Source organism: Pseudoalteromonas sp. c7(2019), assembly GCF_011378625.1.
GTDB classification, from domain to species: domain Bacteria; phylum Pseudomonadota; class Gammaproteobacteria; order Enterobacterales; family Alteromonadaceae; genus Pseudoalteromonas; species Pseudoalteromonas arctica.
On the sequence record NZ_WTKS01000013.1, the window covers coordinates 1 to 25,398 of the forward strand.

A 25,398-nucleotide genomic window follows, 5' to 3' on the forward strand; every position below is an offset into this window, starting at 1 on the left:
ATAGTGTAGCATTTGCTATGTGAAAGTAGGACATTACCAGGCTTCAAATTGTAAAAAGCCCGAATCTAACGATTCGGGCTTTTTTACGTCTACAGAAAGGTAAAATACGCACAATTAACACACTTTCACATCAACACCTATCACGTAGGGCGGGCGTAGCGACTACCGACGTTAAAATCATGAAAAATCCCTCAATAACTCAGTCGGCCAATACAGTAGCATTTGCTACGTGACTCTCCACCGCTGTGGGCACTACGACATCACCAGGCTTCAAATTGTAGAAAGCCGAATCTAACGATTCGGGCTTTTTTACGTCTGCAGAAAAGTGAAATGCGCGCAATTAACACACACTCACATCAACACCTAGCACGTAGGTTGGGCGAGCGCTGCGACTCCCGACGCTAAAATCACATCGAGAATAGCTACAGTGTTCTTATTTCACGAGCTGGGTTACCCGCTACTACAGTATTAGGCATTACATTTTTAGTAACCACAGCACCCGCACCCACAACACTATTTTCACCAATACTCACACCCGCTAAAATAATAGCACCTGCGCCAACCCATACGTTATTGCCTAACGCGATAGGTGCTGCAAAGTTTTCCTTATTAAGCCTTTCTGCTGGATTAGTAGCATGTGACACAGCTAAAAGCTGAACGTTCGGGCCTATTAAGCAGTCATCACCTATGGTGATTGAGTGATTGGCTAATGGCGAGTCGAGAAGTGTGCAATTAATATTCATAAAAGTACGATCACCAATAACTATTTGATTGCCGTAATCGCAATGAAAACCTGATTCTATAATTACACCATCACCCGACTTTAAAAATAACTCTTTGATACGTTTTAAGTTGCCTTTACTTGGGCTCTTATTAAATAAACGGCAGGTTTCACCTGCTTGCTTTCGCTGTGCTAAGTATTCTTTACTGATACTGTTAAATGACTGCATTGTATTTATCTTTATAACTTAATTAGTTATAGCTTACCGTACTTTTAGTTTTATTATTATTAGAATAAAACTGTGTTTTTTTTGCTCGTTCACTTGCCATTTAAGTTGTTTCGTTTAAAATCGCATAACTTTCGAAATGAAACTTAATTCACGATCTTTATGACTAAACGAAACACACAGCAGCGTCGTCACAATATACTGGTTCAAGTTAATGAATTAGGTGAAGTAGCCGTTGAAAAGTTAGCACAGCAGTTTCAAACATCTGAAGTAACCATTCGAAAAGATTTAACCTCGCTTGAAAAAAGTGGCTTATTACTTCGCCGCTACGGTGGTGCTATTGCACTACCTAAAGAAATTGTTAGCGATGAAGTAGATTCAAAGCGCAAAGTCGCAATAGCAAAAGCAGCAGCAAAACTTATAAAAGATCATAACCGCATTATTATTGATAGCGGACGCACTACGGCAGCTATGATCCCTGAGCTTGCTGATAAGCGTGGGCTAGTTGTTATGACCAACGCTATTAAAGTAGCGAGTCGTTTATTAGCACTCGAGAACGAGCCGACACTTTTAATGACCGGCGGAACGTGGGATCCACATTCTGAGTCATTTCAGGGGCAAGTTGCTGAAAATGTATTATGTTCTTACGACTTTGATCAGCTATTTATTGGCGCTGACGGCATAGATGTAAAGCGCGGTACTACTACCTTTAATGAGCTAGTTGGTTTAAGCCAAGTTATGGCAAAAGCCGCTCGTGAAGTAATTGTAATGGTTGAATCAGATAAGATTGGCCGAAAAATACCAAATTTAGAATTACCGTGGAAAATAGTAACCACATTAATAACCGACGATGGCTTAGCAGACGATAAGCGCAAAGCAATTGAGGCGTGTGGTGTAAAACTAATTTGTGCAGAGATTATACAATAGCTACTCAGTAGCAAGTATTTTAAAAATTAATGGAGACACTATGTGTGGAATAGTTGGGGCAGTTGCAGAACGTCCAGTAAACAAAATTTTAGTTGAAGGCCTTAAGCGCCTAGAATACCGTGGTTATGACTCAGCAGGCGTAGCATTGCTTGATGGCAACACACTTAATACTGTTAAAGCAGTGGGTAAAGTAGTTAACGTAGAAGCAGCTCTAGAAAAAGCAGGTGTTAGCGGTCATACAGGTATTGCACATACGCGCTGGGCAACACATGGTAGCGTTACAGAAGCAAATGCACACCCACATGTATCAAACAACCAGTTAGCACTTGTGCACAATGGTATTATTGAAAACCACGTGAGTCTACGTACAGCACTTAAAGCAGATGGTTACGAATTCTTATCAGACACTGATACAGAAGTAATGGTGCATTTAATTCACCAACTTCGTAAACAACACACAACGTTACTTGCATCAGTACAAGCAGCTGTTAAACAGTTTGAAGGCGCTTTTGGTACTGTTGTATTTGATAAAGACAACGATAACGAAATCATTGTAGCGCGCTCAGGTAGTCCTCTTGTTATTGGTTTAGGCCTTGGCGAAAACTTTATTGCGTCTGATCAGTTAGCATTACTACCTGTTACTCGTAGCTTCATCTTTTTAGAAGAAGGCGACGTAGCACGTATTACACGTGACACAGTAGAAATTTTTGATGCAGACGGTAACGCAGTTGAGCGTGAAGTGATTGAATCAAACATTACGCAAGATGCATCAGGCAAAGGCGATTACCGTCACTACATGCTAAAAGAAATTTACGAGCAGCCACTTGCTGTACGTAATACTCTTGAAGGGCGTTTAAACGACGACCGTGTAGCAATTGATGCCTTTGGCGAAAGCGCTCAGCAAATATTTAAAGATGTAAAACATGTGCAAATTATTGCCTGTGGTACGTCTTATCATTCAGGTATGGTTGCACGTTACTGGCTTGAGCAGTTTGCGGGTGTTAGCTGTAATGTAGAAATAGCTTCTGAATTTAGATACCGTCAGTCGTTTGTTCATGAAAATAGCTTACTTGTTACTATTTCTCAATCGGGTGAAACTGCCGATACGCTAGCTGCATTACGCCTAGCTAAAGAGCAAGGTTACATGGCCTCAATGACTATTTGTAACGTACCTGGTTCATCGCTTGTACGCGAATCAGACCTTGCCTTTATGACTAAAGCAGGCGCTGAAATAGGCGTGGCATCTACTAAAGCATTTACTACGCAGTTAGTTGGTTTGTTAATGCTTACTGCGTCTATAGCGCAGGAAAAAGGCCTTGATCAAAGCGCAATTGTAAATGCAATTAAAGTACTTCCAGCTAAGTTAGAAGAAACATTATTACTCGCTGATGGTATTGCAGATCTTGCAGAAGAGTTTGCCGACAAACACCACTCACTGTTTTTAGGCCGTGGCTCGCAATACCCAATTGCAATGGAAGGCGCGCTTAAGCTTAAAGAGATTTCGTACATTCATGCAGAAGCCTACGCCGCTGGCGAGCTAAAACATGGCCCACTAGCACTTATTGATGCCGACATGCCAATTATTGTTGTAGCACCAAATAACGAATTGCTAGAAAAACTTAAATCAAACGTAGAAGAAGTACGCGCACGTGGCGGCATTATTTACGTATTCGCAGATAAAGATTCACACTTTGAGTCAGACGACACAATGCGTGTAATCAACGTAAACCACACTGACGACATTATTGCGCCAATTGTTTACACCTTGCCATTGCAGCTACTGTCGTACTACGTAGCGGTAATTAAAGGCACTGACGTTGACCAACCACGTAACTTAGCTAAATCGGTTACGGTTGAGTAAAATCAATAGGTTGGTAATTACCTGTTAAAGATAAAAAGGCGCTCAATGCGCCTTTTTTTGTACCTCAAAGCCTGTTAGATTAAATAACACACTATTTTCTAAAGGATTAGCTATGCGTTTATTCACTGCATTTTTATATGTAGCTTATTTATAGTTTCTAATAACACACCAGCTGAGCCTGATTTAAAACAGCAAACCATTAGCTATACGCAACAAACACATACTATCAATTCAGTAATTTTAAATGAGCTACGTACCGTTGTAGTTCAACTTCCAAAGAGTTACCAAGCTAATGCAGACAAAGTTTATCCTGTAATTTATCGCCTAGATGGCGCGGGTAATATACCGCTTATAAGTGTTGTAATGGATCGGCTGCAAAATAATAATCGTGCGCCTGAGGTTATTATTGTCGCTATTGAAAACACTAATCGCTTAAGAGATTTATACCCCACAGTTAATAAAGAGCGACAAGGCCCGGTAGGTGAAGGCGGAGGCGCAGCAAAGTTTTTGACGTTCTTTGAGCAAGAGCTCATTCCTTTAGTTAATAAGAATTATCGTACGCATAATTATAAAGTGATTGCTGGCGCATCTGCTGGTGGTGTATTTACGCTATATGCGTTGCAGGCAAATCCTGAGTTATTCCAAGCGCATATTGCGTATAGCCCAGCGGTTTGGTGGAACTATGGCGCATCGGTAAAAAGTACAAAATCGTTTATAGCTAAAACGAAAAAGCTTAACTGTTACGTTTACATCAATATCGGAGAAGAAGCTGGCATAATGCGCGAAAGGTACGATGAATTGCAGCAAGCTATGCAATCGTATAAAGTGCGAGAGCTACGCTTCTTTAGTGATGCGTTTGATGGTGTCTCGCATAACCTGACTTCGGTTGCTGGTTCATTTAATGCATATCACAACTTATTTTTGCCTAAACAAATGCCCATAAGTGATTTAACTGACGATGTAGCCTCTATTGATGCTTATTATCAAAACTTATCTCAACAATGGGGCGAGCAGATTGCGCCACCGGATCGCGCTGTTAGATCACTCGGTTATAACTTAACGGGCAGCAAGCAATTTGACCGTGCTATTGAAGTGTTTAAGTACAATATAAAAAATCACCCAAAATCAGTCGATGCGTTTTCAGCCTTATCTTATGGCTATGAAATGCAGGGTGATACTCGCCAAGCGCTTGAACAGATGGAGTCTGCTTTAGAGATTGCAGACGACTCATATCCTTATATAAATTACTTAAAAGAAACAAAAGCTAGGTTGCAAGCAGGACTGAGTAAGAGCTAATAATATTGTCAACTTAGTTGATGGATTCTTATTTAACGAACATTATTACGTTGCTTACTAAGGCTTTATCAATAGTTAGGTCGGTTGCAATTTATAGTTTATGTCAGTTTTGTTTAACTTATTTATATCTTCCTATAAACAACAGCTTATGTTTTTATCTTGATTTTTTTTGCCGTGTTTTTTCTTTTTTCAGTGCCGTATTATTTTTAGGCAGAGGTGATTTGGGTTATACTAAAACAAATCATTACGTAGGAGAATTAACCATGACTGCAACTGACCGTATTTATCAAAAAATAAAGCGTTCTCGCCGCTATGTGTTTGAACGTAAAGATTTCGACAATTATGCAAGCTACGATCAGGTTGGTCGTGTGTTAAAGCAATTAGTCGATAAAGGCATACTGATGAAAATTGGCTATGGTTTATATACTAAAGCAATGATTAATAGTCTTACTAACAGTCCGATGCCAACAAGCCCTGGCGGCACTGATGCGATCATGCGTGAAATTTTAAAGTTACGCGGTGTAGACTTTGAGATGGATGCGATGTCATTGAGGAGCATTAACGGTAAATCTACCCAAATACCTGCGTCCATCAAATACAGCTGGAACTCTAAGCAATTTAACCGAAATCTTAAAGTTGGCAATAGGGTATTGAGTTATCGTAAATGAGTATCCCAAAACTGACAAAACAGTTTATTGAGGCATCTGATGCATTGGATTTAGGTAATCCATCGATTCCAGAAAAAGCTTATTGGGTAACCTTTAATTCATTCAAGCACCTAGAATAAAAGGATTGTTCTAAACACATTAATTAAGCGCCGGATAAACCTAAGCCTATAAATATCACAAACCTGTTCGTAACTTGTAGCTCAAAACTTGCTGCTGTTACCTAAAAGACATTTAAATCACTAACCCCTACTTCATAAGCTCTAAATACGCTAAAATTGCAGGCTGTATTTTTCAACTTATCCAACCATGAAAAACCTACTTGATAGAGCCGCAGATGAATGCCCTTTTGGGGTTGGCCATTTTCGCTAATGCGGTGGTTGAAGAAAATAAGAGTGCGTAATTTTATTATTTGTAATTACAAAGGTAGTTCTACTAAGATTGCAATCAGAGGCTGTGGACCTGACATCTAAAGATCATAGTAAAATTTGAACACGATTGAGAAGTAGCAAAGCAGCTAATTCAATTAGGTTTTGAAAAAACTAGGAAAAACATGTTAACAGGCAAACTTAGTTTAACTGAATGTAACGGATAAAAAATGACTGAATTAATATCGGATGAAAAAGCGCCGAATGGTGAGTTTCTTTTTTTTACCTCTGAAGATGGTAAAGCAAGGGTTGAGTGCCGTTTTGAATCTGATACCTTGTGGTTAACACAAGCTTCAATTTCAGAGCTGTATCAAGTAACACCTCAGGCTATTACTCAGCATATTAAAGCTATTTTTGATGAAGGCGAACTTGAACAAAATTTAACTTGTAAGCATTACTTACAAGTTCAAATGGAAGGCGGTCGATCTGTGGAGCGCAACAAGCTGCACTATAACCTTGCTATGATTATTGCCATTGGTTACCGAGTTAGGTCAAATAGAGGTAACCAATTTAGACGCTGGGCCACGCAAACCTTGCAAGAGTACCTTATTAAAGGGTTTGCAATGGACGATGAAAGGTTAAAGAACCCAGCCGTTGATAACTCTTTAGTGCCAGACTATTTTGATGAAATGCTTGAACGCATTCGTGATATTCGCACCAGTGAACGTAGAGTGTATTTACGGGTGCGTGAGATATTTGCGATGGCTGCAGATTACGAGCCCAGCAATAAAGAAACAACACATTTTTTTCAAAGTATTCAAAACAAATTACACTATGCCACAACCGGTATGACCGCAGCTGAGCTTATTGTTACACGCGTAGATGCCGATAAACCCAATGCAGGATTAACCGTTTTTAAAGGTGATGAAGTACGTAAAGGCGATGTGACCATCGCTAAAAATTATTTGACCCAAGAAGAAGTTAGCGAGTTAAATAGAATTGTTACTATGTGGCTTGATTTTGCTGAAGATCAAGCACTACGTCGTAAGCAAGTGTTTTTAAATGATTGGGATGAAAAACTAGATAGCTTTCTTGAATTTAATGATCGAAATGTATTGCAAGGCAAAGGGCATATTTCGAAACAACAGGCAGATATTAAAGCTAAACAGGCTTATGAAAACTATGAAGCAAAGCGCCGAGCTTTAAAAGAAGAACAAGGGCTACAAGACAGTATCGCCGCGTTGCGCGCCATAACGAAAAAGCAATAGTAGCAATTAGCAGATACATTTCACTATTTCCAATCAAGGATGTCGAACTTTAACTTTTTATCGAAATGCTCTGAGTTACAAAGCACACTAAGTAGTAGAACTATGAAGGATAAAAGTACGTTTTGGGAATCTGATTTTTAATTTTCTTCATAAAAAAGTCGGCTGAGGCGAATGATTATTTAGGTATATGAGACCAATATATTTGCCTTAAAAAGTATTTCTCGTTAGCCTCGGTGCATTATTATTTTCTGTGATTTTTGTTATGAGTGAATACCAGTTATATCAATTTCAAGCCATTGATGCCCCTTTAACGCATCAACAAAAACAGCACATGCAAGGTTTATCTTCACGGGCGCAAGTTACCGCTTATAGCGCGCAATATCAATATCACTATAGTGACTTCCCCGAAGATATAAACACGGTGTTATTGTATGGTTTTGATTTGGCGCTGTATCAAGCCAATTGGGGAGCTGTGCAGCTATTAATTCGGTTACCCGCAGGGTTAGTGGATGTAGATAAATTACGGGTATTTAGCATTACTGATTTGATTAGTGTGTACGAAGAGCCAGATTCAATTGTGCTTGATATTAGTTTTGATGAAGAAGGTGGTCGTTGGATTGAAGGTAGGTGTGAGCTGGCTGAAATAGCAGACATCCGTGCCATGATACTTAATGGTGATTATCGACCATTGTATTTAATGTGGCTAAAAGTAGTGCAATGGGAAAGTGATGTTGCTGCCGCTAGCATGATGATACCTGCTGGTTTTAACTCTCTTGAACCATCGTTGCAAGCATTAGCTGAGTTATTTGAATTAGAGAGAGACTTGATTACTGCTGTTGCTAAATGTAGCCCTGAGCTTTCAGGTGTGCCTAAGTTAATGACCTTGGGTAGTTTATCAGCACAAGAGTGCACCGTCTGGTTGCAACGATTGTTGGATGCAGAACCATTGTTAGTGGAAAAACTCACCCAGCGTTTGACGCTCAATACCGATGAAGTTGCATCTTCTGATCCCGTAACAGTGAGTTCTTTATTAAAGCAAGCGGAGCAAATAAAATCGCAGCGTGTAGCAGCGATAGCTGAAGCTAAGCAGCAAGAGCGCTTGGCATACCTTACATCTCTTATACCTAAACAAACGCAGCTTTGGCAAACGGTGCTGGAGTTGATAGAGCAAAAGCAAGCCAAGCCCTATGACCAAGCGATTATGATATTAGTCGATTTGTCTGAGTTAGCTCAAATGCAGCATCACAGTGCTGAATTTAAAGTGAAAACAAATGAGTTGCTGGCACGTTATTCAAACCGTTCAGCACTAAAGAGTAGATTTAAATCAGCCCAATTACTTTAATTTTTATCCCCTAATTTTGTAAGGAAATAGTTAATTTAGATATTGTAACTTCAAAGATCATTATTACGGTGCTTAATAACCTAATTGTAAATAATTAGGTCGATTGCAATTATAAATTCATGTCTGTATTAGAGGATGTATTTATAATTCTTTTAAACATGAAGTTATGTGTATGTCATTGATGGTTTTTGTCGTGTTTTTTATTTTATTTATGCCGTATTATTTTTAAACAGTGTTTGATTCAAGCTATATTAAAAAATCATAACGTAGGAGAATTAGCCATGACTGCAACTGACCGTATTTATCAAAAAATAAAGCGTTCTCGCCGCTATGTGTTTGAACGTAAAGATTTTGACAATTATGCAAGTTATGATCAAGTTGGTCGTGTGTTCAAGCAATTAGTCGATAAAGATATTTAAATCACTAACCCCTACTTAATAAGCGCCAAATACGCTAAAATTACAGGCTACTTTTTTAGCAATAAGCCCACAATTTTATGACCTCAGCAACAAGCCCTAGCACGTTTACCGAACTTGGCCTTATTCCAGAGCTATTAGCTCGTTTAACCGATTTGGAATATACCCAGCCTACGCCAATTCAAGCTAAGGCTATACCTAGTGTGCTTGCGGGCAGTGATTTAATTGCGGGGGCAAATACTGGCTCAGGTAAAACAGCTACATTTGCTTTGCCTATGCTACAAAAGCTATTTTTAGAGCAAGGCTCTAAAAAAACAGCGAGCAAAGGTAACTTTGTAACGGGGCTTATTTTGGTACCTACCCGTGAGCTTGCTACACAAGTGGCCGATAGTGTTAAGTCGTATTCTGCAAATTTTAATGGCGCGATTAAAACGGTGGCGGTGTTTGGTGGTGTGTCGGTTAATACACAAATGCAGGCACTTCGTGGTGGCGCTGATATTATTGTGGCAACACCAGGTCGTTTACTCGATTTAATCTCAAGCAATGCGATTAAGCTCGATAATGTAACTACGCTTGTGCTTGATGAAGCCGACCGTATGCTAAGCCTTGGCTTTACCGAAGAGCTGGCTAATTTGTTGGCTCTTATGCTTGCTAAAAAACAAACTATGTTGTTTTCAGCTACTTTCCCTGAGCAAGTAACACAATTAACGCAAGAGCTGCTTAATAATCCAGTTGAAATACAAGTACAAAACAAAGAAGAAAGTACACTTGTACAGCGCGTGTTTAGTGTTAACAAAGGTGAAAAAACCACGGTTTTAGCGCATTTAATTAAAACCCATAAATGGCGCCAAGCGCTGATTTTTGTGAACGCTAAAAAAGATTGTGAGCACTTAGCCAGCAAACTTGAAAAGCGCGGTGTTAATGCGCAAGTATTTCATGGTGATAAAGGCCAAAGTGAGCGAACTCGTGTAATAGAAAAATTTAAAGCGGGCGAAATCGAAGTACTTATCGCAACCGATATTGCCGCACGTGGTTTAGATATTGAAAAGCTGCCAGTGGTAATAAACTTTAACTTACCGCGCAGTCCTGCTGATTATATGCACCGTATTGGCCGAAGCGGCCGTGCTGGTGAAGTAGGCTTAGCGCTTTCATTGGTTGATTATGAAGATTTGCATCACTTTAAAATAATCGAGAAGAAAAACAAACTACGCCTAGAGCGTGAAGAAGTAACCGGTTTTGCTGTAAACCAAGCAAACCTTGATGCAGCTGATGCGCTTAAAAATGAAAAGCCAATGGCAAAACCAGAAGGCACAGGCAAGAAAAAGAAAAAAAATAAAGCCGATGATATAGATGATGTGTGGAGTGGCTGGCGCCGTAAGTAACAATAGAGCTAAATAAATAGCTGTAAAAACCCGTAATTAGTAAACCTAATTACGGGTTTTTTGTTTTGTGGCTTTAATTTAAAGCGTTAGTTTTAAATTAATGGTCGTGACCTTCATCTTCTATTTCTTGTGCAATCCCTAACCAGGTAATGCTTGCAGGTGGAAAAGTTAACTCTAGCTCACTTTCAATTTCTAGGTCTTCTAGGTGCACTTGCACTATGTGTTGAGCAATTGGGTCGGCAATATAAGCAAACTGACCACTTTGCGCCACTGTCATACTAAAGCTCATTCCTTCGGGCATTGTGGTTACGTCTGCTTGAGTAATATCTACTTGGCCTGCGAGTTCCCAGTGCATTTCACCGTCATGTTTATGCCCAGTAAGTACATTTAAAAAGCCTAGGCTGTCGAGTATTAAAAAGTGTTCACCACTGGCTGAAAAAGAATAAGAAACAGCACTTGCGCCATCAGCAAGTTGCCATTCTACTTCTTCCATTTCGGCATTTTCAGAATGAATACTCAGTAATACTGAGCCACTGCCATCATGCCCTGCGGCAATACCAAAAATTGTGTCGTTGTTTTTATGGCCGTACAAAGTACCAATGCGCTGATCGCCTACGGCATCTATATTTACAACTTTTTGAGCGCTGTATACATCACCTTGCTGATGGGCAATCAATACACCATCACCACAACCAAATACAACATAATCGTGATTTTGTGCTGCGCCGTGTAAATCGGGGCAGGTTATTTCAAACGTTTGCTCTAGTTCGTAATTACCATCGTGAAGATGATAAACACCCACTTGATCGGGAAGTACTTTGGCATTAGATGTATTACTTGCATCGTCGCGGCGAATGGTTGAGAGTAAATGCTTGCCGCGAGGCTCAGCTACACCATGCATGTTAATGTCGTAGTTAATGCCCGTGAGTGTAGCTGTTGTATTGGTAATATCGTTATCGGTTAGCACTTCTACTGAGGCAGGCGTACCGGTTTCTGCATCGCCATCGTAAAATATTGCTAATTGCCCGTCGTGAGTTATTAAGTGTGTAGGGCGACTACCACTTGTTAGCTCGTAGCTGCTAAACGCAGGGCCTTGCTCATAATCATGCAAGTGCTCTGCGTGATCTTCGCGCCACATACCGCCGTCTATAAACCCTAGGTAATCTTGAGTACGATTAGCAATAACAGCATAACGAAAGCCTGGTGATGCAGATAACGTGTTTGAGTCATTGTTTAGTGTAAATGTATCAAGTAATTCGTGGTTGTCTAAATCAAAAAAGCTAGCTTCGTTACTGTCACCTGCCAGAACGGCAAGTCTGCCAAGTGAGTCTATGGTATAGCCGTCGTCATGGTCGTGATCATCATCATCATCATGATTGTGCTCGTCTTCTACAACAATAGGATCTTTTTCCACAATGTTGGTTTGGGCATCGCCACAGGCCGTAATAAATATAGCGCTAATAGCGAGTGTAATAAGCTTTAATTGATATAGTTTTTTCATGTTTATTTCCTTTAATTATAATTTTTTAACGCTTAAAAATAACCGCGAATACCTAGCGCAAAACTACGTCCTGGACGTGGCGCTATGTCCTTTACAAACGAGCTGTGCACGCGTGCTTCTGTATCTGTTAAGTTAGTGCCTCGTAGGTACACAGACATATCTTGGTTTAACACTGAAAGGTCGTAAGAGATGCTCGCATCAACTAAGGTGTAACCGTCTGTGGCTGTTTCTTGTGGGGCTGTGCGGTCTTGCTTTTGATAGCGAGTTACATGAATATGCGCACTGAGTTTATCTGTTTGATAGGTTAGCTCGCTGCCAAAACGAAGCGGTGGTGTACGGGGTAAATCGCCGCCGTCTTTAAGGCGTGCACGAACGTAGTCAGAGAATACATCTAGCTTAAACTCATCTGTTAATTGCCACGCAATTTGCGCTTCAAAACCATGTAAAACTACATCATCTGTTTTAAATAAATAAACGGGTAGCTCTGATGAATGGTCGTGCTCGTCAACGCCTTCTTCATCGCCATGGTCGTGTCCACTTTCGGCGTATAAACCGGTGTCTATTTGGTAATAGTAGTTATCTACTTGGTTGTAAAAGGCATTTAAAATAAAGCCAACATCGCCTTGAGTTTTACGTAGGGTTAAATCGATATTATTGGCTGTTTCCAGGTCAATTGCTTGTTCAGATAAACCCAAATGGCCATCTTCATCTAAATCAAATAGTGCGCCTACTTCGTAAGTGCCAGTGCCAATATGCGGCCCAAACGATAACAACTCAGAGGTAGAAGGTGCGCGTTCAGAGCGCGATACCGACAGCCCTAAGTTATAGTTAGATGTAAAATCCCATACTACCCCTGCCGATAAACTGACTGGCGTAAATTCATGCTCTACATCAAATACGCGAGTGGTTTCTGCGCTTTCTTCGTGGTCATGATCATGCTCGTCGGCTTCTTGCGCTTCATCGTGTGCGTGAGCGTCAATATTTGGCAGTAATACGTCGCCTGCTTCAATTGTTACACGCTCTATGCGCCCACCTAACTGCACTAAAAAATTCCCAAAGTGCCTTTCTTCCATTAACGCTACAGCAAAGCTTTCGGTCTCTGATGGAGGAGTAAAGGCCTCTTCACCTTGTGCTTCAACATCGCTTTGCTTGTAATGAAAGCTAATACCGCCATTCCATTCGTTAAATTGGTTATGCAGTAGGTCTATGCGTAATTCGTTGGTTTCGTTTTTAAAGGTAGTGCCAACAGCGCCGCTCTCAATTTCAGCGTGTTCGTAGTCGGTATGGCCAACGCGCAGATTTATTTTGTTTAGCCATTTATTATCTAGGTTGTACTCACCTAATAATTGCACTTTAGTTTGCTCTAAATCAGCAAATACGCTTTCTTCTTCGTCGTTGTGTTCTTCCTCTTCTTCCTCGCCGTGCGTATGACCAGGAATACCGTATTGACGATTAAATTGCTCTACTGCTAAGCCAATAAAGCCGTTATCCATTAAATAGCTAGCGCCAACAGTAAAACCGTCAGACTCTTCATTACTGTTTTCAACTTTATAGTCACCACGATGCTCTTCACCGTCGCTATCTATATCGGCAGCTACAGGTACCCCGTAGTCATCGGCCTCACGCCAAAATGCATCGGCGTAAAAAGCCACCGAGTCTGTGCCTGTTGTGGCATTAAACGAGGCCACTTTTTGGTTATCTACCGAGTTATGTTCTAGGTTCCATTCACCACGCGTGGTGCTGTCGGTAGGTACGCGGTTATCTACTACATTAACCACACCACCAATTGCGCCACTGCCATAAAACAGCGTTGCAGGGCCGCGTAATACTTCAATTTGTTGTGCGGTAGACGCCTCCGATGCAACAGAGTGATCGGGGCCAACGCGCGAAACATCACTTACATCAAGGCCATTTTGAGTAATGAGTACACGCGGGCCGCTTAAACCACGAATAATAGGCGTGCTGGCTACTTTACCGTGAAAATTTGTATTAACGCCTGGGAGTTTTTCAAGGCTGTCGCCAAGGGTTGCAGCTTGTTGTCGTCTTAGTTGTTCGCCAGATAAAACACTAACAGGCGATGCAGATTCCATTGCCGACATATGAATAGGGGTCGCTTCAATATCAATAACTTCAATAGGCGAGCGCTTTAAATTAAAAGTAACCGATTGGTTTTCATCATTAGTTATTGTTATATCGCGATGAAGATGCGCATAACCAGGGGCTACAACGTGAAGCTCTTTTAAGCCATTTTTTAGTTCTGTTATAACAAATTTACCGTTTTCATCGGTGGTTACTTTAAGATCTGAGCCTTCAACTTCTACCGTTGCATTGGTAACTACTTTACCTTTGTTGTTTAAAACAACGCCTTCTATTGTGGATGCAAGCACACTAGCCGGCAATAAAGCTGCTATGAGAACAGCTAATTGTGATCTACGTTTCATTTGACTACCTTGTTGGATGTTATATTATATCAATTATGCGAGTAATGTTATAATATATCAACAGTAATTAACTGATGTTATTAAAATGTCTCCTTAAAAGTAACGTTTTTGAGTGGAGACACTGATTTAGTAGAGGAAATAATGAAGTCGAGTCAAAGTGTTATGGATCGTATGGCAATAGGGTTATCGGTAATGTGCACAGTGCATTGTTTTGCAACCCCGGTTATTTTAGCGTTATTACCAAGCTTTGCTGTACTGCAAATAGATAGTGAGCAATTTCATTTATGGATTCTTGCGGCGGTAATGCCAACCAGTTTGTTGGCATTGAGTTTAGGCTGTAAAAAACATAAACGTACACGTTATATGGTGTCTGGTGTAACAGGCTTAGCTTTTATGATATTTGCCGTATTGCTAGGCCATGAAGTGCTCGAAAAAGCGCTAACCTTAATAGGCTCAGCGTTTATTGCTGTAGCCCATTGGTTTAATTATCAGCAATGTCTTAAACAGAATGACGACAACTGCCCGTGTTCAGGCAGTGAGCCAGATCAAGTGGTTTAATGCTATAAGTGCAGGTGGTTTAAACGAAAGCTATACTGGCACTTTAAACTTTGTTCTTTTGGATAGCTTAAATATTCGCTAAAAGTACTTTAAAGTAGGTACTTAATTTATTTTTAGCTTAGGTTAACCAATACAGTGCCTCTTATTTTAAAATCTCTTTTGCTTTTAAGCGCCTTAATATGTTTTAAATTAAGCGCAAATACCCCTTATTCAATACCCCGAAGTAACGTGGTTGAGCTCATTGAGCCCGTTAGCGAGCGGGCGTATCCTGTGTATATTCAGCTTCCTAAATCATACCAAAAGCAGCCTAATAAAACGTATCCAGTTATTTATGTAACCGATGCACCGTATACCTTTCCCATCGTTGCTGGGGCTACACGATTCCCTATGAATAGTGGCAAAATGCAACAGGCTATTATTGTAGCAATTGGCTATGAAAAAGGGTCCGCTGGCTCTAACAGCCGAATTAGAGATTACACGCCTACCTTTGCAAAAGATTGGAAAAAGCAAACAGGTAATGCCAAAGGGCATATTCAGTTTTTACAAAGTACAGTTTTCCCTTTTATTGAAAAAAACTATCGGGCCAGTAACTTACAAAGAACCTACATGGGGCATTCGTTAGGCGGTTTATTTGGCGCGATTATTTTATTAACGACACCCGATTTATTTAGCAATTATATTATTGGCAGCCCATCGGTTTGGTTTGATAACAATGCACTATTAGCGTTAAAAGTGAATAAGCCAAAATTGCCTATAAGGGTATATATATCAGTTGGATCTATGGAAACGCCAGCTTTCGGCGAAGAGCAAAATATGGTTGAAGGTGCTAAGCAGCTAACGCAAAAAATTAATGCGCTTAAAAGTGACAATATAGAATTAAAAAGTGTTGTTATTGACGGCGCTAATCATGCAACCGCATTTCCAACAACAGCAATCCAAGGCTTAGATTGGATACTTAGGAAAGAATAGTAGAGCATTAGTTAAATATTACTTAACCCGACATCCTGAAAGCTATTCTTACTTTAGAACCTGTGGATTAGAAATGTTTCGGCTTCACTGGAAAACGAAACATTTAACGAGTTTCAACTTAATAATTTTGAACCGTCAGTTATGTTTAATGGAGTTACTAATTATAAAACCCAAGAATCGATGCATATAATTTGTGATCCAAATACCAAAATTAATACAACTTATACAAGTCAAAGTGCGCAAGTGACGTCTGCAAAAAGCCTAAAAGATCATATAGAAGATGGGTTGTATGAAGCGAATCGAAAGCGTAATTGCCGTATGCAGAAAAATCTTTCAAATTATATACAAGTCGTAGAACAGGTAGGTCAGCTGTCTTGATTTAAAAGTAAAATATTGGCCTTACAAAGTTATACATCTTGTAAGGCCTATGCTGTAATTAATCTAGATTTAGCTTAATTCACTTTAACCATTTCAGAATTTATACTTTCATACTGCTCAAGCGCTTCTATTTGATTTACACCCTTTAGTTGCATCATTAATTGCTTTACTAAAATCATGTAAATAAACATCATTGGCAGGCCAGCTACAACGCAGAGTGACTTAATGGTATCTATCCCACCACCGCATAAAAATACGCTAAAACTAATGAGTGCAATTGCACCAGCCCATAGGAGCTTAACTTTATGATCGGGGTCGCCATTTAGCTCTAGCTTATTAGTTGTTAACATAGCAGTGGCAACGCTTGCGCTTGACATAGTCGTTAGCATTAAAAAAAACTGAATAACCAAAAATAACACTAAGCCAATATTACCCGATGGTAGAGTTTGAATAAGTGACACTACAGCAAACGTTAAGCCGCCTTCGCTCATCCATTGTTGAACAGGTAAGCCACCAACTAACTGCGCCCATACTGCATAACCACCAAAAATTGATATAAAAAATGCACAGCCGAGCGAACCCATCGAAATAGTGTACAAAATAACTTCTTTAATAGTACGCCCACGTGAAATGCGAGTAATAAAAAGGCCCATCATAATTAAGTAAGCGTAATACCAAAACCAATAATATTGAGTCCACGATTGCGCAAAGCCGCCCTGTTGAACTGGATCGGTCCAAAGCGACATTCTAAAAAAGTTATCGAGCATGACACCTATTGAGTCAGTAAAGTTATTTAAAATAAACTGAGAGTCAGCTGCAAGTAATACAAACAGGGCAAAGCATATTGCAGCTATCACCGTATAGTCAGACACTTTGCTAATACCTTTTTTAAAACCAACAAGCATTACCGCAACGAGCATTAAAACAAACAATAAAATAATACTGCCTTGGAGTAATAAGCTATTTTTAATCTCCAACAAAGCAGAAATACCAGTACTTAATAAAGATACGGTAAGCGCCAGCGAGCTTGCGAAAGCTGCAAGGGTGCCAAAAATTGCCAGTAAGTCGATTGCTTTAGCGATAACTGGATTACTGCCTACTACCGGTTCACAAAGGGTAGAGAGCTTTAAAGTACGCTTTTTTTGTACATAAAATGCGTACGCAAACGGGATTGCCGGAAAGCAGTAAATGGCCCAGCCAGTCACGCCCCAATGAAAAATAGAATAAGTAACAGACCAAGCTGCTGCTGCGTAGCTATTTGGTTCGGCAAAAAGTGGTGGCGATTGCAAATAATACATCGGCTCACCAATTCCCCAATATATAAGAGAAGCACCTACACCTGCGGTAAAAATCATACCGCCGTACGAAAAGTTAGAGTGCTCTTTTTTTTCTTCACCTAATCTAATAGATCCGTACTTTGAAAAAGCTAACCAAAATAAAAAACCAACTAAAGCCAAGCTCACAAGTTCTACTAACCAACCAAACCAGCCTGTTACAAAGTGCATGGCGTTGCTTGCTAATAATTGTGACTGCTCCGGATATAAAGTTGAGATAACTAATAAGGTAATCACTAATGTAATTGCAGGAATAGCCAGCTCAAAGTTAAGGTTTTTCAATGGAATTTCTCCATTGCACGAGTGCTTCGATATGGCTTGGGTTAATTCCGCAGCAACCACCAATAATATTAGCGCCAAGGCTATGCCATTGTTTTGCAAATTCCAGATACTCGTCAGGAGATAAATCACGGTAGTCTTGCACTGCTTCATTTGCTTTGTGAGCACTTGAAATAGGAGTAAAGCTGTTAGCAAATGCGCCTAACGTTACTTTTTTATTTTGCTTAGTTAATACGTTATTAGTATCACGCAGTGCTTGCTCAATAACTTCAGGAATAGAGCAATTAAAGAAAATACCTGCAATGTTTTGCTGCTCAAGTAGTACGGTTATGGCATCGGTTACCAGCTCACCTGAACGCAGCGTTGCCTGCTCAGTTACTTCGTCACTTAGGGTAAATGCGTAATAACATGGCTTAGTTGAGCCTTTAAGTACGCTTGCCATTACTTGTGCTTCTTCAATACTCGATATTGTTTCGCCAAGCCAGAGGTCTACATGGAGATTTTGTGCATTGTATAAGGTATTTAAAATAGTAAAAGCACGTTCACTTTCAAATATATCGGGACGGTATGAACCAAATGCAGGTGGTAGTGATCCTGCAACCAGTACGTTTTGCTTTGCATTATTTGCTGCTTTATTAGCAATAAGGGCAGCTTGCTCTGCGAGTAACGCGCCTTGGCTTTCGTAGCGTTCTTCACCTAAATGAAACGGCACACAAGCGTAGCTATTAACCGTAATTATTTCGGCGCCAGCATCTATAAAACCTTGGTGAGCTTGTGCTACATATTGAGGAGCTTCTATAAGTGCCTGTGCACTCCAAAGTGGCTGTGAGAACGGAGCGCCAATGCGCTTAAGTTCACGTCCCATGCCGCCATCTAAAATCGTTACCTTTTTCACTTATGGACTTCTATATGTCTAAATATTATGGCGCTATTCAAACATATTTTTTAAAAAATCATAATGAAACTTCATCAGGTTGGGCATGAAAAAAGCTCAACCTATTAAAAGGGCACAAAAAAAGCGACTACCCAATATGGTGTCGCTTTTTTAGTAAGTAGTATTAGCTTACTTATAAAAGGCTTCAACAGTGCCTTTTCTTGTAAGTAAAAGTGGTTGTCCGCGACGATCAAGGCCTTTTGGAGATGCAAACTTTATCCAACCTTCGCTGATGCAGTATTCTTCAACATCAAAACGCTCTTTGCCGTTGAACGTGATACCAATATCGTGTTCAAAAACTTCTTCCACATGATGTGGGCTACGTGGATTAATAGAAAGGCGATCTGGTAAAGCAGGTTTTGCGGTAGTGTCGTTCATGGTCATATTCTATATTGAATGAAGTATGCGCTATTGTAGGCAATACAAAGCTTTCGCTCAAGAGAGATAGTAGTAAATGTGTTTAAAAATGTACTAATTAATGAGTTGTGTATACAAATGAGATTGCGCTTGGAAAATATTTACAGAGGAGGTTTTGAAGATATTCGACTAAATAATTATAAAGGTAAATATATTAATGGGTTATCTCTAACCCATTAAATTGTGTAGCAATTAGATGCTAACAATGTTCTCGGCTTGTGGGCCTTTTTGACCTTGAGTAACAGTAAACTGTACACGTTGGCCTTCAGCTAAAGTTTTAAAACCGTCGCCAGAGATTGCGCTAAAATGTGCGAACACGTCTGCGCCAGATTCTTGCTCGATAAAACCAAAACCTTTTGCTTCGTTAAACCATTTTACTGAACCAGTAGTTGTAGTAGACATAATATGTATCCTAAAAAATTAATATAAGTGTGCTTGAAAAGAGGCGATTGAGCCGGAAAAAATAGTTAACTTGAGGATATCGCGTAGGATTATTACTAAAACAACGGGGTACTAACAAATAAAACAAAACTTCTTTCAAACTAGTATTCAAAATGGGTTATTGCTAACCCATTTTAACGAAAGCAATTAGATGCTAACGATGTTTTCAGCTTGTGGACCTTTTTGACCTTGAGTAACAGTAAACTGTACACGTTGGCCTTCAGCTAGAGTTTTGAAACCGTCGCCAGAGATTGCGCTGAAATGTGCGAAAACATCAGGACCAGATTCTTGCTCGATGAAACCAAAACCTTTTGCTTCGTTGAAAAATTTAACTGTACCAGTTGTAGTATTAGACATAATAGTATCCTAAGAATTAATAAAAGTGCGCCTTAAATTAGGCAATTTAACAGGAAGAAAACATACATTTAACTGAGGATAACGCGAAGGATTATTACTAAAACAACGTGGTACTTACAAATAAATAGGGTTTTCTGTCAACCCGATGCCAAGCAGGATAACAGTAAATTGAGCTATATACCAAGCCCTATTGTAAATTTATTTTAGAGTAAGTGCTTTATTAGTTTGTTTGTTTTTTAACTAACCAGTCATGATTTAGGTGATCTTTTTTGCGTCTGAATTTAAGTTAATTTTAATTTAATCAATGCTTTATGTTTGTGTTAGCACGCGGTTCTAGAGTAGGCAAAATGCAAGTTTTAAGTGGTTAAAACATGACCTAATTACCTACTGATTTTTTTGATATATACCTTAAATAACTTGATTCATTAGCTCCAAATTACAAATCCAAGTATTAATAATGCAATCCAAAGTGTTTCAGCCACAATTAAAATAATGGGTTTCATACCTACTTCGGTAAGCTTTCCTAAATTAGTTTTCATTCCTATAGCTGAAATAGCCGCAATTAAAAAGAACTGCGAAAGTTCGTTAGCGGTTTCAAGTACTATTGTAGGAAGTGAAAAGCAGCTATTTATTATCATGAGTATTACAAAGCCAATTAAAAAGCCAGGTACTTTAGGTAATTCTCCGTGTTTTTCTTTGTTTGAGCGATTAATAACGACCATCATAATAAGTACAACAGGTAGTAGCATGGCAACACGTACAAGTTTAGTTAGAGTTGCTATATCGCCTGTCTCTGGTGATACCGAATAACCTGCACCCACTACCTGGGCTACATCATGTATTGTGCCACCTAAGAATACACCTGCATTATGGGCGTCAAACTCAAGATAATTAACCACAATAGGGTAGAGGATCATAGCAAGGGTCGACATAGCTGTTACGCCAATAACGGTTAATAAGGTGTCGCGCTCTTTATGTTCGCTGTTTGGCATAATAGACGAGATAGCCAGCGCAGCAGACGCTCCACAAATAGCAACCGAGCCACCTGTTAGTGCACCAAAGCGTTTTTGTAAGCCAAATGCGCGCGCTAGCACTACACCTAAAATAATAGTGGTAAATATGGCGCCCGCTAACATAAGTGCTGTTTGCCAACCCAGTGTTACTAAATCTCCCAGCGCAATGCGTGTGCCTAGCAGTACTATACCTACACGCAAAATCGTGGTGCCAGTAAAATCGATACCTTTGGCGCAAGGGCTATCGCTTTGATACAAAAATGAGACTGCCATACCCAGTAACAAAGCAAACAACATGGCTGGCGCACCATAATGTTCGCTTAAAAATAAGGCGGCAAGGCCAGTCATTGCAGCAATGCTGGCACCTTGCCATAAAGGTGATATTTTACAGCTTAATTTACTACTTAAGCGCTGCATTACGCTTTAGCTGCGGTAAGTGCTACTAATACTTGGCGCTTACGTTCACCTGTAAAAGGGCGACGACCATGCATAGCCATTTCGTTATCAACTAAAGCAACGTCACCGTCTTGCCATGCAAGATCAAAGGTAAATACTTTAGAAAGCTCCACAATTTTATCAAGTCCAACTTTAGGAATCGCACTACCATCACCAAAGGTAATGGCAATTGATGGATTATCGCGTACACCTTTCCAGCCCATGTAAGCGGCAATCAGTTGGTTATAAAAAACCTGTACGTTGTTTTCAAGAGTTACTACAGCAGGCAGTACTGGTGTAACGGCTTTTAGTGAGCCGTCTTCAAGCCATTCCCACTCGTAACCAAGTTCGGTTAATTTATTATGTGCTTCGTCTTTGGTTTCTACACTTAGCGTACTTTTCCAGCTTCGGCCTTGGCCTGATGTTGCGTCGTCAGCGGCTGGCATATAGGTGGTATATTTTAGGCCTTTGTGTTCAAAGTCATGGGCAAGCTTGCTGTCGTATTCTTTTAATGCACTAAATAATTTATCTGATCGGCAAAGAGGTGTTGCACCGCCTTCTTCTGCGGCCGATTTACAAAAGAAGAATAATTTACTTGGCGAAATAGGCGTTTGCGCCATTTCGTGATGTAAGTATATTTCTACATCTTTTGGCGCTTCGTTAGCTGTAAATACACGTTCGGTAAAATTAATACGTACCGCGTTAGACAGTGACTCTTTATAAGTAAAATTGTCATAATCAAACCCGGCTGAAAAAGTATCAAATGTTTCGGCGCTATTTACAGGAAAGCCACGAAACAACACAGCACCTGAGCTGCGAAGTTTTGTAGCCAATTCACTTTTATTTGCGCGAATGAAAGCTACCGCTTCTTCAACGGTGCTGGCGTTATTGTTATTAACAACAATGCACGGAAAAACCGAATCATCGAATGTTAATTGAGTTGGCACTGAGGCGTAGTTAATTTCGGTAGCTGACATTGTATGTTCCTAATCGTAAATTGGGTGAAAGCGGTTAAAGGCAGCTTCACAAAAGTGCCCAGGGTCGTTGAATCGGCGATTACTGTTAAGCGCAGAAATTTGCGCCATTTCTTGCTCTGTTAATTCAAAATCAAACAGTGTGAGATTTTCTTTCATGCGTTCAAGTTTTGAGGTTTTAGGAATAATGGCAGTGCCGCGTTGCACGCCCCAGCGAAGAACTACTTGTGCTGGCGTTTTGCCATGATTGTGTGCGGCCGCTTTAACAACGCTTTGCTCAAGAACTGATTCAGTTTTATCAGCCATTTCTAGCTCAAGGTATGAAAGCGCACCCAGTGGTGAAAACGCAGTAACCGGAATATCGTACTGCTTTGCGAGTCTTACTAATCGCTCTTGCGTTAAATAAGGGTGCGACTCAATTTGCAACATAGCGGGTTTGATATTTGCGTAGGTCATTAAGTCGTGAAGCAGTGCGCTTGAGTAATTACATATCCCAATGCGTTTTGCTTTGTTGTTGTGTACTTGTTCTTCCATTGCTTGCCACGTTAAATACAGTGGTACTTTTGCAAGCTCCATTTGTGGGTTTTGCGCTGTAGGGTCAACAAACCACTCTGGTGGATAGCGGGTTTCTATTGGCACAAATGTTTGCGCAATCGGAAAATGAATTAGGTATAAGTCTAGGTAATCTAGCTTTAAATCACTCAGTGTTTTATCAATCGCGAGGCCAACATGCTCTGGTGCATGAAAGGTATTCCACAGTTTTGATGTTACCCATAATTCTTCACGGGTACATAAGCCATCGTTTATTGCTTGGGCGATGCCATCGCCTACTTGTTCTTCGTTACCGTAGTCTGATGCGCAATCAAGATGGCGGTAACCTGCCTTAATGGCTTGGTATACCGTTTGTGCACAATCTTCTTGCGCGACTTTCCATAAACCGAACCCTACTGGAGGGATATTATTTAATGAACTCATTGGGAATTCCTGTTAAAAATGCATAATGACTTAGGTCTTGTATAAGACATAAGTTATTATACGAATCAAACAGTGTCAATACTGTGTTAACAGCAAAGCAGTAAATGGTTCAGTTAAAAAACCTACAGGCAGCAAAAAGGCAGCGTTTGCTGCCTTTAAAAAATATTTAATTATTATGCGCTAAAGTGGGTTTTTAGCACTAAACACGCTTTTAATTAATCAAGTTCAATTTGATAGTGGTAATGATCGCTACGGCATTTACTTTGGCGGTATTCAATACGTTTACCTTCGATTGATTCGGTAATGCGTGATACCAACAGCAGTGGATCGCCAGCTTTTATAGCAAGCATTTTGGCATCATCCATTGTAGCAAGTACGGCTTTAATACTGTCTTGGGTTTTGTGTACAGTTTGGTTAAATTTGGTCTGATAGTAATGGTACAATGTATGCGGAATATCACTACTTTGATGTATATCAGGAAAGTAGCTTTGTGGTAGGTATATAGTTTCGCTCATGCAAAATTCGTTATCAAGAATACGCCTACGAACAAGCTTGGTAACTTTGTCTTTTTTATTGAGTTGTAACGCTTCTATTACTTCAACTGGCGCTGCACAAAGCTCAACCGATAGCAGTTCAGCCTTTGGCAAATCGGCACCTTTACCGTCTGCTTGTAACGGAAAAAACCTAAATAAGGCATCTTGCGCAGTATGTTGCGATACAAACGTACCAACGCCTTGACGACGAGTTACTATTTTATTGTCGGTTAATAAGTTTAGTGCTTTACGAACTGTACCTTGGCTTACGTTAAATTCTTCAGCAAGGCGAAATTCGCTTGGTAGTGCTTCGCCAGGTACCCAACGTCTTTCAACAATGAGCTGTTTAATATAATCAGCCACTTGTAAGTAAAGTGGTTGAAAAGCCAAGCTTGGGCCACTTAATTTGTGATCAAACATAGAGTTACTCATTATTATTTACCATTAAATTTAATCCACCTGTAGTTATAGCATAGGTGAAACCTTTTACGCATATTTGCGCTAGCTCAATTAAACGTGAACTACTGCTGTAATGTTTAATAGGCGCAAAATATACATTATGCCTAAAAACAAATCGTTACACTACAATAGCTCACCCTTAGGAAATTAAAAGTGCTCAGTATTTCTTTTGAACTCATTTTGCTTATGGCGCTGTGCCTAAGCCTTGCCACTGTAATGCAAACTCTTAGCGGGTTTGGCTTTGGGTTGCTGGTGGTTGCAAGCTTTACGTTACTTGATGTATTGCCACTCACGGCAACTACATTTTTAGTGAGTTTGCTGGGGTTAGTTAATTCAACAACCGTGGTCGTTAAAAACCGCAGTTCGGTAAAAGTACCCGAGCTAAAACTTATGTTGTATACCGGTATTCCGCTAATGCTGTTAGGTTTTGTACTACTTGAATATATGTCGTCGCATTTAACACACTATTTAAACTTTGCTTTAGGTGTAAGCATTTTGCTTTGCTGCGCTTTAATGCTGATTGGCCGCGAGCGTACAAATAAACAAAGTCGTCCTCGTTCATTTTTAATAGCCGGTGGAGTAAGTGGGTTACTTGGTGGGTTGTTTTCAACCTCAGGGCCGCCGCTTGTGTTTCAATGTTATAAGCAAAGTTGGTCTATTGAAGCTATTCGCAGTACGTTATTAGCGGTATTTACTATTGGTGGACTAGTACGTGTAGGTATCGCTTTATTTGGTACTTTGCCTGGGCTCGACATTATGTTTTTAATTGCAGCGGCTATTCCTTTAGTGTTGCTAGTTACGCATTTTGCTCGTAAATTAACGCCCTACGTTGACGCTAAATGGGTACGTATTATAGCAATTGCATTGCTTGGCCTAAGTGGTATATCGCTGGTGGCAACATCGGCGCCGGGGATATTTTAAAAATCGC

General features: G+C 40.0%; 23 protein-coding genes. 11 read left to right on the plus strand and 12 right to left on the minus strand.

The window, feature by feature from the left end:
• Positions 1 to 422 precede the first annotated feature (422 nt).
• Positions 423 to 950 carry a sugar O-acetyltransferase gene (locus tag GQR38_RS14430; RefSeq protein ID WP_165723087.1) on the minus strand — a complete coding sequence of 176 codons (528 nt, stop codon included), beginning with the start codon at positions 948 to 950 and terminating at the stop codon, positions 423 to 425.
• 159 nt (positions 951 to 1,109) lie between these two features.
• Between GQR38_RS14430 and GQR38_RS14435 the strand changes: the two genes are divergently transcribed.
• The 8 genes from GQR38_RS14435 (at position 1,110) to GQR38_RS14470 (ending at position 10,472) form a co-directional block, all read left to right on the plus strand.
• Entirely contained in the window at positions 1,110 to 1,874 is a 765-nt protein-coding gene (locus GQR38_RS14435) for a DeoR family transcriptional regulator (RefSeq protein WP_010554507.1), read from the plus strand.
• Positions 1,875 to 1,914: 40 nt separating this feature from the next.
• Entirely contained in the window at positions 1,915 to 3,735 is a 1,821-nt protein-coding gene (glmS, locus tag GQR38_RS14440) for a glutamine--fructose-6-phosphate transaminase (isomerizing) (RefSeq protein ID WP_165723088.1), read from the plus strand.
• Positions 3,736 to 3,864: 129 nt separating this feature from the next.
• A complete protein-coding gene (locus GQR38_RS14445; RefSeq protein WP_346774076.1) occupies positions 3,865 to 5,031 on the plus strand; it encodes an alpha/beta hydrolase-fold protein in 1,167 nt (388 codons plus the stop codon).
• A gap of 263 nt (positions 5,032 to 5,294) precedes the next feature.
• Entirely contained in the window at positions 5,295 to 5,699 is a 405-nt protein-coding gene (locus tag GQR38_RS14450) for a DUF6088 family protein (RefSeq protein WP_024589673.1), read from the plus strand.
• 595 nt (positions 5,700 to 6,294) lie between these two features.
• Complete coding sequence (gene rhuM / locus GQR38_RS14455; protein ID WP_196812459.1) at positions 6,295 to 7,332, plus strand: RhuM family protein; 1,038 nt, start codon at positions 6,295 to 6,297, stop codon at positions 7,330 to 7,332.
• Between the two features lie 262 nt (positions 7,333 to 7,594).
• Positions 7,595 to 8,674: a hypothetical protein gene (locus GQR38_RS14460; protein WP_165723091.1), complete on the plus strand. Its 1,080-nt coding sequence runs from the start codon at positions 7,595 to 7,597 to the stop codon at positions 8,672 to 8,674.
• 281 nt (positions 8,675 to 8,955) lie between these two features.
• Positions 8,956 to 9,093, plus strand: coding sequence for a hypothetical protein (locus GQR38_RS14465; protein WP_231388427.1), 138 nt, complete (start codon positions 8,956 to 8,958; stop codon positions 9,091 to 9,093).
• Between the two features lie 77 nt (positions 9,094 to 9,170).
• A complete protein-coding gene (locus GQR38_RS14470) occupies positions 9,171 to 10,472 on the plus strand; it encodes a DEAD/DEAH box helicase (RefSeq protein ID WP_165723071.1) in 1,302 nt (433 codons plus the stop codon).
• 97 nt (positions 10,473 to 10,569) lie between these two features.
• On the opposite strand, the gene GQR38_RS14475 is transcribed toward GQR38_RS14470, so the two are convergent.
• Both GQR38_RS14475 and GQR38_RS14480 read right to left on the minus strand, forming a co-directional pair.
• Entirely contained in the window at positions 10,570 to 11,973 is a 1,404-nt protein-coding gene (locus GQR38_RS14475) for a 5-methyltetrahydrofolate--homocysteine methyltransferase (protein WP_165723072.1), read from the minus strand.
• Positions 11,974 to 12,005: 32 nt separating this feature from the next.
• Entirely contained in the window at positions 12,006 to 14,414 is a 2,409-nt protein-coding gene (locus GQR38_RS14480) for a TonB-dependent receptor (protein WP_165723073.1), read from the minus strand.
• 141 nt (positions 14,415 to 14,555) lie between these two features.
• Here GQR38_RS14480 and GQR38_RS14485 point away from each other — a divergent pair, with 141 nt between their 5' ends.
• Together GQR38_RS14485 and GQR38_RS14490 are read left to right on the plus strand one after the other, a co-directional pair.
• Entirely contained in the window at positions 14,556 to 14,972 is a 417-nt protein-coding gene (locus GQR38_RS14485) for a MerC domain-containing protein (protein ID WP_165723077.1), read from the plus strand.
• Between the two features lie 135 nt (positions 14,973 to 15,107).
• Positions 15,108 to 15,941, plus strand: a complete 834-nt coding sequence (locus GQR38_RS14490) for an alpha/beta hydrolase-fold protein (RefSeq protein WP_165723074.1) — start codon at positions 15,108 to 15,110, stop codon at positions 15,939 to 15,941.
• 452 nt (positions 15,942 to 16,393) lie between these two features.
• Here the strand turns inward: GQR38_RS14490 and GQR38_RS14495 are convergent, their stop codons facing one another.
• The 9 genes from GQR38_RS14495 to GQR38_RS14535 form a co-directional block, all read right to left on the minus strand.
• Positions 16,394 to 17,935: a BCCT family transporter gene (locus tag GQR38_RS14495; RefSeq protein WP_165723075.1), complete on the minus strand. Its 1,542-nt coding sequence runs from the start codon at positions 17,933 to 17,935 to the stop codon at positions 16,394 to 16,396.
• Positions 17,922 to 18,827 carry a homocysteine S-methyltransferase family protein gene (locus GQR38_RS14500; protein WP_165723076.1) on the minus strand — a complete coding sequence of 302 codons (906 nt, stop codon included), beginning with the start codon at positions 18,825 to 18,827 and terminating at the stop codon, positions 17,922 to 17,924. Before GQR38_RS14500 ends, GQR38_RS14495 begins: the two co-directional genes overlap by 14 nt.
• A gap of 168 nt (positions 18,828 to 18,995) precedes the next feature.
• On the minus strand, positions 18,996 to 19,244 hold the full coding sequence (locus GQR38_RS14505; protein ID WP_002963088.1) for a DUF3297 family protein: 249 nt from the start codon (positions 19,242 to 19,244) through the stop codon (positions 18,996 to 18,998).
• A gap of 231 nt (positions 19,245 to 19,475) precedes the next feature.
• Positions 19,476 to 19,685 (minus strand): cold-shock protein, encoded by a 210-nt coding sequence (locus tag GQR38_RS14510; RefSeq protein WP_010554515.1) that lies wholly within the window; start codon positions 19,683 to 19,685, stop codon positions 19,476 to 19,478.
• A 186-nt stretch (positions 19,686 to 19,871) separates the two neighbouring features.
• A complete protein-coding gene (locus GQR38_RS14515; RefSeq protein ID WP_006792548.1) occupies positions 19,872 to 20,081 on the minus strand; it encodes a cold-shock protein in 210 nt (69 codons plus the stop codon).
• Between the two features lie 425 nt (positions 20,082 to 20,506).
• A complete protein-coding gene (locus GQR38_RS14520; RefSeq protein WP_197118323.1) occupies positions 20,507 to 21,511 on the minus strand; it encodes a YeiH family protein in 1,005 nt (334 codons plus the stop codon).
• The gene (locus GQR38_RS14525; protein ID WP_165722659.1) at positions 21,511 to 22,506 is read right to left on the minus strand and encodes a TauD/TfdA family dioxygenase; all 996 of its coding nucleotides are present in this window, start codon (positions 22,504 to 22,506) and stop codon (positions 21,511 to 21,513) included. Before GQR38_RS14525 ends, GQR38_RS14520 begins: the two co-directional genes overlap by 1 nt.
• Before the next feature lie 9 nt (positions 22,507 to 22,515).
• A complete protein-coding gene (locus GQR38_RS14530; protein WP_024589595.1) occupies positions 22,516 to 23,478 on the minus strand; it encodes an aldo/keto reductase in 963 nt (320 codons plus the stop codon).
• Positions 23,479 to 23,693: 215 nt separating this feature from the next.
• The gene (locus tag GQR38_RS14535; RefSeq protein WP_024589596.1) at positions 23,694 to 24,443 is read right to left on the minus strand and encodes a GntR family transcriptional regulator; all 750 of its coding nucleotides are present in this window, start codon (positions 24,441 to 24,443) and stop codon (positions 23,694 to 23,696) included.
• 180 nt (positions 24,444 to 24,623) lie between these two features.
• Between GQR38_RS14535 and GQR38_RS14540 the strand changes: the two genes are divergently transcribed.
• A complete protein-coding gene (locus GQR38_RS14540) occupies positions 24,624 to 25,391 on the plus strand; it encodes a sulfite exporter TauE/SafE family protein (protein ID WP_024589597.1) in 768 nt (255 codons plus the stop codon).
• Positions 25,392 to 25,398: the final 7 nt, after the last annotated feature.